Below are 13,269 nucleotides of genomic sequence, written 5' to 3'. Positions count from 1 at the left end.
TATTAAGAATTACTATCTGCAACAATCAACTCTACTTTGAATGGATGGGTTTGATCCGTTTTTTCATCGGATACACTTGGATACAAGATTCGATTCAAGGTGATGTTAAAGCCATTGATGTGCGAGACTATTGGCTTTTCATCCCCTCGCAACAACAGGTCAAAATCTTGATTGTCCATTGCCACCTTGATGACTAGTCGACCCGCCCAAATGCAGTTCAGATCAGTAGGACAAAGTGAATGTTCGAGAACCTTGACGAAAGTGATAGGGTGACGCGTTTTTTTGATTAGTACAGTTTCTCCTTCCTGAATAGAGAAGGGTTGGTCAAATGAAACGAGTCTCATGGGGTCATTTTCATAGCCAGAAGAAAGCAGAACAATGATTGTAGCAGCTACCAATGCACCTAAGGTTATGATGAGTTTTTGGGTCATATCCCCAAGACACAGCCTGTTTGGCTTTGGTTGTAAGTGGATCAAAATTTATTCTTTCGATCAGAAAATTGAAAATTGTATTTAAATTGCTCCACCATTAAATACTACGTGTCATGTTAATTGTAAGAAAGAAGAATACCGTCAGCTCGATGTGCGTCTAGCTCTAGACCCATCACTAATTTCTTTTTTTACATTCAACATTTGACTTATGACACAATTTTCTAGTAAAATCAATAAAGCATATAAATACTTCCTTCAGGCATTGAAGGGAGAAGAGACAGAGTTTACCTCTGGCAGTATAAACAAGGCCATTTTTCTACTGTCAGTGCCGATGGTATTGGAGATGGTGATGGAGTCACTTTTTGCTGTCGTGGATGTGTACTATGTAGGCAAGGTCAGTGTAGATGCCGTAGCAACTGTTGGACTAACTGAGTCCGTGATGATGATTGTGTATTCGGTAGCGATTGGACTGAGTATGGCAGCCACGGCTGTAGTTTCTCGTCGAGTCGGTGAGAAGCAATACAAGAGAGCTGGCAATGCGGCCTTTCAAGCCATACTCATTGCCACTATTTTCTCCGTGATAATTTCAGTTTTTGGGATCATCTATGCGGAAGATATCCTCAGACTGATGGGAGGTTCTGAGCAATTGATTGCCAATGGGTTTGGATACACCAAAGTCATGTTGGGAGGAAACCTGTGTATTATGCTCTTGTTTTTGATCAATGCGATCTACAGAGGAGCGGGTGATGCATCCATGGCGATGAGGTCGCTTTGGATTGCCAATGGACTCAACTTGATCTTGGATCCGCTGTTTATTTTTGGTTTTGGACCAGTTCCTGCAATGGGAGTAGAGGGAGCAGCAATCGCAACTACAATTGGCCGATCTATGGGCGTATTTTACCAAGTAGTGGGTCTGTTGGGAGGAAAAAGAATCATCACAATAGGCATAGAAAACCTCAAGTTTAAATGGAAGACTATCAGAAACATCTTTAAGATCGCTCTTGGAGGGATGGGGCAGTTTTTGATAGAATCAGCGAGTTGGTTGTTTTTGGTCAGGATTATTTCAGAGTTTGGTTCTTCTGCCTTGGCAGGTTATACAATTGCTTTCAGGATCATTGTTTTCACCATTTTGCCTTCGTGGGGGATGGCCAATGCAGCGGCTACCTTGGTAGGTCAAAATCTGGGAGCCAATAAACCTGAGCGTGCAGAGCAATCCGTGTGGATCACTGCCCATATCAATACGGGGTTCTTGTTTGCAGTTTCTATTCTGTTTTTCATCATGGCACCCGAGTTTGTAGGGATTTTCTCTATGGACGCAGAGGTGATTGACTATGGTTCTTTGGCCTTGCGCATCATCTGTTTGGGCTATATCACTTTTGCATATGGTATGGTGATCAGTCAGGGATTCAATGGTGCTGGTGATACCAAGACTCCTACCATTTTGAACATTATTTTTTTCTGGTGTGTTCAGATTCCATTGGCTTACACTTTAGCTTTCGTGTTGGATATGGGATTTATGGGGGCTATTATCTCTGTGGCCGTTTCGTTTGCCTTGCATGCGAGTGCATGTGTTTTTTGGTTCAGAAAGGGGAGATGGAAATTGGTTAAGGTTTGATCCTTTTGATATTCCAATTGATTTGTGAGTCACAAACCAAGGAAGGAGAAATTGGTGAAGACACGATACTTTCTTTTTCATCCGAACTCAATTATTGGACTCCAATGAAAGTGATCTGCTCTAGTGAAGGAGGTTTGTCGTGCACAACCTTCGGACTGTGTAACTGAACACAATGAATTGAGACAAAAAAAGCGGAGACATGTACATGTCTCCGCTTTTACTTTTTAGGTTTTTTATCCTGATTAGATCAACACATCACCAGACATCTCTTTCGGGATATCTACACCTATCATGGTCAAGATAGTGGGAGCCAAATCACCCAGTTTGCCATCTTTTACAGGAGCTTTGATGTCTTTGTCTACAAAGATGCAAGGAACCAAATTGGTCGTATGAGCTGTGTTGGGTGAACCGTCAGGGTTGACCATGATGTCTGAGTTGCCATGGTCAGCAATGATAATGACAGAGTAGCCATTGTCAACAGCAGTCTCTACTACAGATTGAGCACATGCATCTACAGTTTCGCAGGCTTTGACAGCTGCCTCAAACACGCCAGTGTGACCTACCATATCTGGGTTGGCAAAGTTGAGACAAACGAAATCTGCCTCTTGCTTTTTCAACTCTACGTTGATTTTGTCTCGGATGTCCCCAGCGCTCATTTCTGGTTGTAGATCGTAGGTAGCCACTTTTGGCGAAGGACACAGGAGTCTGCTTTCTCCTTCGAATGGTTGCTCTCTACCTCCTGAAAAGAAGAAGGTCACGTGAGGATACTTTTCAGTCTCAGCGATTCTGATTTGTTTTTTGCCAGCTTTGGACAATACTTCGCCCAAGGTGTTTTGGAGGTTGTCTTTGTCATACATGACCGTCACACCTTCAAAGGTGTTGTCGTAGTTGGTCAATGTATAGTATTTTAATTTCAGTTTTTTCATTCCCACTTCTGGGAAATCTTTCTGGGTCAAGGCCTCCGTAATCTGACGTCCTCGGTCTGTACGGAAGTTGAAGCAGATGACCACATCGTCTTCTTTGATGACACCTACAGGGTTGCCAGCATCATCAGTTTTGACAATAGGCATGATGAACTCATCGGTCACATCTTTGGCATAAGACGCATCCATGGTTGCGAGTACGTCGGTAGTTTTCTCTCCCACACCATTGACCATGGCATCATAGGCTAACTTTACACGTTCCCAACGTTTGTCTCTGTCCATCGCATAGTATCGACCTGTTACTGAGGCAATCTGGCCAGTGGTTTTGTTTAGGTGGTTTTGTAGATCAGTGAGGTATGCTTTGCCACTCTTGGGGTCGGTATCTCTGCCATCAGTGAAGGCATGAACAAATACATTGGTCAACTTTTGTGCCGCTGCTCCGTCACAGAGTGCTTTGATGTGGTTGATATGGGCGTGAATCCCACCATCTGATACCAGTCCGATAAAATGTACCGCTTTGTTATTTTTCTTGGCGTAATCAAATGCCTCCAACAATGTTTCGTTTTGTGCCAATGAGCCATCTTCTGCAGCTTTGTTGAGTCTGACCAAATCTTGATAGACGACACGTCCAGCACCGATGTTCATGTGGCCTACCTCAGAGTTGCCCATTTGACCTTCGGGCAGTCCCACTGCTAAACCAGAAGCCTCCAATCGGCTATTGGCATATTTGCTGTACATGGAATCGATAAATGGCGTTTTCGCACTGTTGATCGCTGACACCTCGGGATTTGTACCTATTCCCCAGCCGTCCAATATCATTAATATTACCTTCTTGTTCATATAGCAAATATAGATTGTGCCAACTTTGAATCGAAGGTTTATACACTAAAAGAGCGCATGATTTTGAGCAGCTCTTACAGATTAAAGTACTTATTGAGAATTGCTTGATTCAAAAGTCAAGATATGAGAATCAAGATGGTATGTCTACGGTCTAGCGTCTAAAATCTAGCGTCTTGGTTCTTTAATCTTGTCTCGTGGTTATTTGAAACCAACCTTACTTAATCTGCAACCACTTCTCTGGATCGAGCTTCACATTGTTTTTCCACACTTGGAATTGCAACTCTGAGATACCGTCTTTGTTGGTAAACACCGTACCGATATTTTGTTTGGCGTTGACGACCTGTCCTTTTTTGACGTTGACTGTTTTCAATTTGGCATAGAGTGTATAGTAGTCACCATGCTGGATGATAACTACGCTATTCATACCAGGGACAAAAGCTGTGGTAGCCACTGTACCAGTGAATACGGCATTGACACTGGCGTCTTTTTGTGTTTGGATGTCCACACCTTGATTTTCTACGATGATATTTTTCAAGACAGGGTGTGGGTGCTTTCCGAATTTTTCGGATACGAATCCTGAAGTGACTGGCCAAGGTAGTTTGTTCTTATTTTCCTCGAAAGAGGCCGACACCACAGCACCCTCTGCGGTCAGTGCGATCGTGTTGGCAGCTTTGCCAGCATTGGATTTTTCGATTTCCTTTTTGATGATGTCAGCAATGACCTTGTCCAATTGCTCAATGGATTTTTTGCGCTCTGTTAGTTCTCTTTTTAACTCTTTTTCCTTTTTGCTTAGATCTTGAATCAGGTTGTTTTGTTTGCCTTTTAGGGTATTGAGGTTTTTGTTTTCCTTGATCTTGGAGTTCAACAGTTTGTTCTGTTCTTCCTTTTTACGCAGCAAACTAGATTTTTGTCCGTTGAGCGCATCACGGACTTTTTCGATTTGGGCGACTTGTCTTTTTCGTGCATTGGAGTACTGTTCTAGGTACTTCAATCTCAAGAAGAGCTGATTGAATGTTTTGGCGGAGAACAAAAATGTAATCTGGCTATAACCATGGTTGGCTTTGTAGGCGTTGTAGATCATGTCAGCATATTCCTCTTTGAGCTGTGCCAGATCGGATTCCATGGCCTTGGTCACTATGGTGAGATCACCGATTTCTCCATTGAGCATGGAGATTTCTTTGTTGATCCCTTTGATCAAATCTTCACTCACGTCAATTTGGTGATTGATCGCTTTCAGCTGACCTAGCGAAGAGGTCTTTTCCGAAGCGGTTTCTTTCAGGATTTTTTCAGTTTCACTGATTTTTTTGAGGTTCTCCTGCTTCTCTTTCTCTAGCTGTGCTTTGCTTTTCTGAGAGAAGCTCTGTGTAGAAACCAGTAGCAATAGGCCGACAAGACACCAATTAAATGTTCTTGAGCTCATATTTGGATGGAATACTGATCGAAAGGTTGTAGTTCTTTTTGTCAATTTCTACTTTGTTGTGACTCATGGTAATATTAGCACTTTTTTGCTTCTTATACTTGGTGTCATAGTAGCTCGCGTCAAAGGTAATTTCTTTGGGATAGACTGCATGGTCGATTTGCTCAAAGTCGGAGAATGTAGCGGTCAATTTGTTGTTGCTGCTGATGCTTTCGGCGAGCAGTCGCTCCAGTTTCATGGATTTGGAGCCAATGAAACTCGTCAGACGGAGGTCTCCTTTTTCTTGTACCGCGACGAAAAAGCCCGTTCTTTTTTCGATATGGTCTCTGTTGGTAATGGGCCATACCAGGTTGCCGACTATCATGGACTCGATCATTCCGATTTCAAAATCAAAGTTGAAGCCTTTGAACATGTTGTGTAAGCTGCGGATCGCGTATTCTTTGTTGATTTTATCGATGAGAATGATAGAATCTTTGTTGATCAGACCTCTGGCTGCTTCGATACCAAGGCCTGGAGACAGCGAAAACCAAACGGCACTGTCTTTTTTCATCCGAATATTTGCTATGACCTTGACTTGGTCATCTCCATCGTATTTTACTTTAGATTTGATCGCAATGTTGTCGTACTTGAGATCATTGAGGTGGTAGCGTTCGGAGTTGCTATTGAACAACGTAAAGCTCTTGTTGCAAGAAGATAGAAGTATAGTGCCGATGATGCACAAGATTAATTTATTCATAAAGTTGTCGATCCGCGATTTTTTTATCCAGTGTGGTACTGTCACCATTCAAATCTCGTGCCTTTTTCCATTGGATGACTGCTTCTTCTATTTTTCCTAATTGAAACAAGGCATCACCGTAGTGTTCGATGATCACGGCACTTGCATCATATTTGATGGCCTCTTTGAGGTATTCTACGGCACCAGCATAGTCTTCCATCATGTAGAGTACCCATGCATGGGTGTCTAGGTAGGTAGGGTTTTGTGGATAATCTTTGACCAGTTTAGAAGACATAGACTTTGCTTTTTCTAAGTCTTTTTTCCTTAATGACAGGAAATAACTGTAGTTGTTGAGGACGTGATCATTGTCTGGTTTTGATTTGAGAGCCAGTTCGTAAGCTTCGTCTGACTTGCTATGATCTCCTATGCTGTTGTATGCGTCACCCAATTGTCCGTAGAACAGGCTGTTCATGTTGGCATCACGAGATGCATAAGCTTTGCCAGCGTTGAAAGCCTTGATCGCACCTTCGTAATCCTTGTTGATGAGATGAGCTGTCCCATTGTAGTAATAGAGTGAGGCTTGGTTGGGAAACATCTCCAGTGCCTGATTGGTATGACTGATGACAGCTGCATAGTCTTGCAAATCCATGTCCAGGTTGAGGATGTTTTGCCACACACCAAAGTTGGATCCATCTACTTTGATGGTCATCAAGTAGTATTTTCGGGCATCTTCCAGTTTTCCTAGGTTGTAGTAGAGGTCACCAGTCATCGCGAGTGCCTGGTATGAATCTGGATGGGTCTTTACGAGTGTCACGGCAAGCGCCAGCAATGGTTCGTTGAGCTCTTCGTTGGGCAACATGCCAAGGTAGCCAGCGAGTGTTCGGATCTTTGCTGTCACATCTACTGTCGTGCTTTCGAAGGGGATTTGCAAGGTTTTCAATGCTTTCACTACTTCGCCATCTTTGCGGTAGACTTCAGAAAGCATGATAGCCAATTCATCATTTTTTGGATCGAGTTTGATTTGTTCTTCGAGGAATTTTTCTGCCTCTTCTAGTCTTTCATTTGATATCATGATTCTTGCTTGTGTCATGACATATGATTTTTCGTCAGGGTTGAGCCGCATCAGTTCATAGCCTTCTTTGATGGCCTGATCGAGTTGATTTTCTTTGAGGTAAACGTGTTGTTTTTGTAGAGAAATCTCTTCCATGGGCCCTAATAGCAGTTGTGCTTGTTCGTAGGTTTTGATGGCTTGTGGGTATTTCTGCTGGTAGATTTGCAATGCCGCCAAGTCAAACAAATAATTTTCTGTCCCAGGTACTTTGTTGACCAACTCTTGGTAAGTGACTTCTGCTTGATCTAGTTCTCCCAGACTGGTTTGTACATTGGCTAGGAGCAAGTAGTAGAACTTGTTGTCAGGAGCCAGGTTTTTGGCGTCCTTGGCAAACGGAAGGGCTTTGATTGCTTCTCCCTTGTCATTGTAGATTTGTGCAATCTTGTAACTAGCCGTTGCATTGTATGGATCTATCTCCAAGACACGTTCGAAGTAGGTGATGGACTTAGAAAAATCCTTGAGAATGAAACACTTTTCTCCCTCCATGAAATAATGCTCAAGTTCCGTCTGCTTCTCTTCGCTCAATACAACTGAGGCTTGTTTGCCCTTGTCTTTTTTGCGGTTTTTGTTTTGTGCATAGTTCGCTTCAACAACAAAAAGCATGGTCAGTGCGATGACGCAGACCCTTGGAAGAATAGAAGTGTTTGATAAAGAAATCATTGTGTCGATTTGAACGAAAAACAAAATTAACTAAAAAGAAGAGTTACTTATCAATTTTGATGCCTTTATAGCGCATTTTGGGAGATTGCTTACTCATGGGAGCTTATATCCGAAAATTATTCTGCCTGCAAGGTGCTTTCGCTCCCTGAGATAAATGTACGTGACGAACAAAAGCACAGATGCATTTTTGATCAGAAAATTGAGTGCCCAGTGTCCAGCGTCCAGATTGAACAGCAACCAAACTGCTACAGAGGAGACCAATAAATATTCAGCAGCTTTGGCTACATCATAGGGCACTGGAAAATGTTTTTGGCCCAACACAAAATTGATTACCGTCATGACAAAAAAGGTCAACAAGGTAGCAAGTGCACTGCCGAAGTAGCCCATGATAGGGATCAAAATGTAGTTGAGTACTACAGTCATCACAGCACCAAAACCTGTGATTATAGCACCATATTTGGTTTGATCCGTGATTTTGTACCATACAGAGAGGTTGTAATAGATCCCATGAAACAAGTAGCCGAGCAACAAAAACGGCACGATATACAGGCCTTCTCGGTATTCAGGGTTGCGCAAGAATACCATGCCGATGGGTTCCAGATTGACAGACACCGCCATGAATACGATCGCATTGAGTGCAATGAAGCCCGACATGATTTTGGCAAACAGTACAGGAGAGTTTTTGTTGCTGGCTTCTGAAAAAAAGAAAGGCTCTGCAGCGTAGCGAAAGGCTTGAATGCCCAAAAGCATGAACACCGAAAGTTTGTAGCAGGCTCCGAATACTCCTAAGGCGGCAAGGCTAGATTGTCCGGGATAGAAATTGTCTGGCAGCCACTCTTTGAGCAGCGCTCTGGACAGCATTTCGTTGGTGATCCCAGCGAGCCCCATGATCAGCAATGGCAAGGCATATGCCAACAAGGGTTTGAGTTGGTCGAATTTGAGCGTGAAATTGAAATCTTTCAACTCTTTGCTCAGCAAGACAAGAACCAGGGCATTGGCTACCATGTTGGAGAGGAATACGTATTTTACTTTGAACTCCTCGTCAAAGAAAGAGTCAACAATGCTTTTGGCTTCTGGAAACCAAACTCCTTGGTAGATTTTGTAACAGAGGAGGTAAAAAAATAAGTTGAGCACTATGATCAGGATCACCTGAAAGAGCTTGATGAAGGCAAACTTTTTGGCTTTCTTCTGTAGTCTGAGTCGAGCATAAGGTATCGATACGATGGCGTCAATGGCAATGATGGCAGCCAGCCAGTAGATCACGACTTCTTTGCCTTCATACCCGAGAATAGCAGCTATGTCCGAGGAGAAAATCACTAAGATGACAGAAAACAAGAAGCTACTGGTCAATATGGCACTAAAACTGGTATTGAAGATGGATTTTTCATCTTCTCCTTTGGTGGCGAAACGGAAATAGGCCGTTTCCATCCCATAGGTATAAATCACGTAGAAAAAGCCAATGTAGGCGTAGAGTTCCGTGACGATTCCATACTCTCCTAGTGCAAAGACGGCTGTATACAGTGGTACTAGCAGGTAGTTGATCAGCCGACCAACAATACTACTTAACCCATACCACATAGTGTCCCCTGCCAACCCTCTTAGCCCTGCCATTTAATCGTATTTTGGATTATTTGCCTTGAAAATTTGGCTTGCGCTTTTCGATGAAAGCCGTAGTTCCTTCCAAAAAGTCTTCGGTTCCGCAACATCTGCCAAAGGCGTTGGCTTCTGTTTGGTAGCCGTTTTCTCCTGTGGTATGCACCGCATTGACACTGTCTATCAACAGACCAATGGCGATGGGTGCTTTGGTTTTTATTTTGTCCAGAATCTCAAATGCTTTTTCCAAGACGGCTTCTTTGCTATCAAAAACATAGTTGACCAGACGCAGATGTAGCGCTTCTGCTGCATCGATCATGTCTGCGGTCATCAGCAATTCCATGGCTTTGCCTTTTCCTATCAACTGGGTCAGGCGTTGCGTTCCTCCATACCCAGGAATGATGCCCAAATTGATCTCGGGTTGCCCAAATTTGGCAGAGGACGTTGCGATTCTGATATGACAAGCCATCGCCAATTCACAACCACCACCCAGAGCAAATCCATTGACAGCAGCAATCACTGGCTTGGATAGCCGTTCGATTCTATCAAATAGTTCTTGACCTTTTTCTGCCATGCTGCGACCATTGACTTCTGTAACCAATGCCAGTTCTTTGATGTCTGCACCAGCCACAAAGGCCTTGTCTCCAGCCCCTGTGATGATGACTCCTTTGACATCTTTGTCCACATCTGTTTCTTGAAATACTTGATCCAATTCGTTGAGCGTTTGCTCATTGAGTGCATTGAGTGCACTTTCTCGATTGATCGTGATGACTAGAATGCCATCTTTTTTTTCGAGTAGTAGATTTTTTAGTTCTTCCATTTTTGTAAAAAAGGTCAAGTCAAATCTATTTAAAGGGATTTATAATTACTAGTTATGGAACGTTTATCCTAGCCAGTGGTTACCGATGCAGGAACTGTACTGTGGTTTTTGCCATGGAGAGGACTGGTTGGAGTTTGTACGATCAAGCTCAAAAATCAAATCCTGATCGGTATTTGATGAGGATTCGATGTAATTTGCGCCTATTAGAAGTGAGTTTTTATGGCCAAATCAAAAACAGTTTTTTTCTGTCAGAATTGTGGAGCACAGTCTCCTAAGTGGGTAGGCAAATGTGCCAGTTGTGGTGAGTGGAATTCCTATGTGGAGGAATTGGTGGAGTCATCGGAGAAAAACAGCAAGATATGGACGGATCGGGATGCCAAAGCAATCCCCAACCGCCCAGTCAAAATCAAAGAAGTCCAATCGGAAAAGAGCGAACGAATCGATACCCATGATATAGAGCTCAACAGAGTACTGGGCGGAGGGATCGTCGCAGGATCCCTGGTGTTGATCGGGGGTGAACCTGGTATTGGCAAATCCACTTTGTTTTTGCAAATGGCACTGATGATGAATGATCAAAAGATACTCTATGTGTCTGGAGAGGAAAGCCCGCAGCAGATCAAGATGAGAGCAGAAAGAATGCTGCCCTTGTCATCGGACAACTGCTATTTGCTGGCGGAGACCTCTGTCAGTCAGATTTTCCAACAAGTGCATCAAGTGGAACCAGACATCTTGATCGTAGATTCGATACAAACTTTGTACAGTGCTAAAATCGAAAGTTCGGCAGGCAGTGTCAGTCAGGTGCGAGAGTGTACAGTTGAACTCTTGCAGTTTGCCAAATCGACAGGCGTGCCTGTTTTCCTGATAGGTCATATCACCAAGGAAGGCACCATTGCGGGACCCAAGGTTTTGGAGCATATGGTGGATACGGTGTTGCAGTTCGAGGGGGATCGACACCTGAGCTACCGCATCCTACGCACGATTAAGAACCGTTTTGGCTCTACCTCAGAGATCGGAATCTACGAGATGCTCGGTACAGGCATGCGACAAGTCACCAACCCCTCTGAGATATTGATCTCTAACAAAGACAATGCGTTGAGTGGGGTGTCTATCGGTGCATCCATAGAGGGCAATCGACCTTTGCTGATCGAGACGCAGGCTTTGGTGAGTACCTCGGCCTATGGCACGCCACAGCGCTCGACGACAGGTTATGACGCCAAGCGCCTCAATATGCTGCTGGCAGTGTTAGAAAAGCGCGGAGGGTTGAGATTGGGCAACCAAGATGTCTTCCTCAACATCGCTGGGGGGTTGAAAATAGATGATCCGGCACTGGATCTGAGTATCTGTGTGGCGGTGGTCTCTTCGCATGAGGATCAGGTGGTGTCTTCTGACATTTGTTTTGCTGGCGAGGTAGGTCTCGGTGGAGAAGTCAGAGCGGTCAACAGGATAGAAAACCGTATCTCAGAAGCGGAGAAATTGGGCTTCTCAGAGATTTATATTTCCACAGTCAACAAGAAGGGCCTTGATTTCTCCAAATACAAAATCAAGATTCACTTAGTCTCCAACATCGTAGAGGTCTTCAAGCAATTGTCGAGTTAGGAGAGGATATTACGACCAGAGGAGCCTCCCATCCTGTCTGATGCTTCGGTACTGCTTGTCTATTCTTCGAGAACCTCAGAGTGACAAGGAGAGAACCTCAGCGTGGCAAGTGATCTAGGTTGTAACTACACCTTTTATTATATCATTTCTACTGCTGAGAGTCCTAGCCATTTACTACCTGAAAGGTAAAATGCAGCTTCCTGATCTCTGATTGGATAAGCTGATCCCACCATATTGCTAAGGTTTTAATGCTGCTAAACAAGATAGTACCTTTAATGAAAAATGCATTTACACGTGTCCGCCGGAGGAGAGAAATGCTGCTTTCTGCCCCAATGAGAAGAAGGCGTAGTGAATACTACGCCTAGTGATTTTCTATTCTACTCTCAGTGGGGGCTACTCGATATTGGGTAGCTCATCGAAAAACGGATACCCTTTATAATTCTCCAATTCATTGACTTGTAGCAACCCTTTTGGTACTAGCGAATGATCAACTTCGATATTGATCCCAGCTTGGAGTGCTAATTTAGCTATTGTAGTAGCTTCATAATTGATATATTCCTTGGTGATTGGAGGATGTCCTTGATTATCGTGCTTACCTAGTAGTTCATAAATGCCTTGCTCCACTTTGTCTTTATCCTTATTCAGTATTCCTTTGAAAGCAGTTACCATACCTTCAAAGTTCTTCTCCCAGCCACCCTTGCTATGTTTCTCTAAACCAAGAATGCTCCTTTCAAGACTTAGGTTATCTTTCTTCATGACAGACTGCACTGCCTGGCCAAAAAATGTGGAAAAGGCGTCAAAGTATTGTATAGGTTCATAAGTCAGGTACCTGCTGATCAGGGTCGAGCTATCGCTCAGTATGGGAAAAGTGAAGGTATTGACAACCTCAAAAATATCCCTGCTGCCAATTTCGGAATAGTAGGAATTCACCATCCCCATTTTGTATAAGTACGCTTTACTGCCCTGAATGTCATTTTCAATAAAGGCCTTTCCAAGAAAAAAGTATTCGTTTACTGATTTTAGGGAAAGGACGAATGATAGTTTTTCTTTTGGAATAATCACTTTCTCTAGTAGAAACGACTCATCGCTTTTGGATTGTTCTATTGCACGTTCAAGAGACATTTTAACCATAATACTAAAATATATCTAGTTTCATAAAAATAACTTGTTTTAGATCTTATCAATTGTCATTACATAACCTTCTATGTTAGATTAGATTTCTAAACAAAATATCACCTAATTCACTAATTCTTGGGTTATCACTGGCTCTCATTCTCCCCTCTAGGTGTAGTATTCACTACACCTTTATATCATTTCTACAGCTAATAGTCCTTGCTGTCCGGTATAATTTCTTGCACTACTGTAAAGATAATCGGAAGGACTTTCAACCCATCCTGCTCTTACTGGATTATCATGAATATAATCAATTCGACTGTTCCATTTGTCATTGCTATTCATCTCTATGGCATGATTTTCATGTGTCCATAGTTGGCCCACCTAGGTGTAGTTTGTAACTACACCTTTTATATCATTTTCTACTGCTATCAT

At 43.1% G+C, this 13,269-nt stretch carries 10 protein-coding genes; 2 read left to right on the top strand and 8 right to left on the bottom strand.

Translation table 11 applies throughout. From position 1 onward, the window contains the following. Nucleotides 1–2: 2 nt before the first annotated feature. Nucleotides 3–431: a hypothetical protein gene (locus tag N6H18_RS04355; protein ID WP_262310615.1), complete on the bottom strand. Its 429-nt coding sequence runs from the start codon at nt 429–431 to the stop codon at nt 3–5. A gap of 208 nt (nt 432–639) precedes the next feature. On the opposite strand from N6H18_RS04355, the gene N6H18_RS04350 reads away from it, so the two are divergent. Continuing rightward, nucleotides 640–2,046 (top strand): MATE family efflux transporter, encoded by a 1,407-nt coding sequence (locus tag N6H18_RS04350; RefSeq protein WP_262310614.1) that lies wholly within the window; start codon nt 640–642, stop codon nt 2,044–2,046. A gap of 242 nt (nt 2,047–2,288) precedes the next feature. Here the strand turns inward: N6H18_RS04350 and gpmI are convergent, their stop codons facing one another. From gpmI to N6H18_RS04320, 6 genes are all read right to left on the bottom strand, one after another. Beyond that, nucleotides 2,289–3,809 carry a 2,3-bisphosphoglycerate-independent phosphoglycerate mutase gene (gpmI, locus tag N6H18_RS04345; protein WP_262310613.1) on the bottom strand — a complete coding sequence of 507 codons (1,521 nt, stop codon included), beginning with the start codon at nt 3,807–3,809 and terminating at the stop codon, nt 2,289–2,291. Nucleotides 3,810–4,023: 214 nt separating this feature from the next. Beyond that, nucleotides 4,024–5,229: a murein hydrolase activator EnvC family protein gene (locus tag N6H18_RS04340; protein WP_262310612.1), complete on the bottom strand. Its 1,206-nt coding sequence runs from the start codon at nt 5,227–5,229 to the stop codon at nt 4,024–4,026. Continuing rightward, complete coding sequence (locus N6H18_RS04335) at nt 5,210–5,962, bottom strand: DUF4292 domain-containing protein (protein ID WP_262310611.1); 753 nt, start codon at nt 5,960–5,962, stop codon at nt 5,210–5,212. The genes N6H18_RS04340 and N6H18_RS04335 overlap by 20 nt, the downstream gene beginning before the upstream one ends. Next, complete coding sequence (locus N6H18_RS04330) at nt 5,955–7,712, bottom strand: tetratricopeptide repeat protein (protein ID WP_262310610.1); 1,758 nt, start codon at nt 7,710–7,712, stop codon at nt 5,955–5,957. The genes N6H18_RS04335 and N6H18_RS04330 overlap by 8 nt, the downstream gene beginning before the upstream one ends. Before the next feature lie 93 nt (nt 7,713–7,805). Then, a complete protein-coding gene (locus tag N6H18_RS04325; RefSeq protein WP_262310609.1) occupies nt 7,806–9,323 on the bottom strand; it encodes a lipopolysaccharide biosynthesis protein in 1,518 nt (505 codons plus the stop codon). 16 nt (nt 9,324–9,339) lie between these two features. Continuing rightward, a complete protein-coding gene (locus N6H18_RS04320; protein ID WP_262310608.1) occupies nt 9,340–10,125 on the bottom strand; it encodes an enoyl-CoA hydratase-related protein in 786 nt (261 codons plus the stop codon). Nucleotides 10,126–10,344: 219 nt separating this feature from the next. On the opposite strand from N6H18_RS04320, the gene radA reads away from it, so the two are divergent. Further along, on the top strand, nt 10,345–11,721 hold the full coding sequence (gene radA / locus N6H18_RS04315) for a DNA repair protein RadA (RefSeq protein WP_262310607.1): 1,377 nt from the start codon (nt 10,345–10,347) through the stop codon (nt 11,719–11,721). Nucleotides 11,722–12,114: 393 nt separating this feature from the next. Here radA and N6H18_RS04310 read toward each other — a convergent pair whose 3' ends face one another. Further along, nucleotides 12,115–12,843, bottom strand: coding sequence for an immunity 49 family protein (locus tag N6H18_RS04310; RefSeq protein WP_262310606.1), 729 nt, complete (start codon nt 12,841–12,843; stop codon nt 12,115–12,117). Between the last annotated feature and the right edge of the window lie 426 nt (nt 12,844–13,269).

This window comes from Reichenbachiella agarivorans (assembly GCF_025502585.1).
GTDB classification, from domain to species: domain Bacteria; phylum Bacteroidota; class Bacteroidia; order Cytophagales; family Cyclobacteriaceae; genus Reichenbachiella; species Reichenbachiella agarivorans.
Note: the sequence above shows the minus strand (reverse complement) of the source record. Positions and strands in the feature narration are given on the sequence as shown.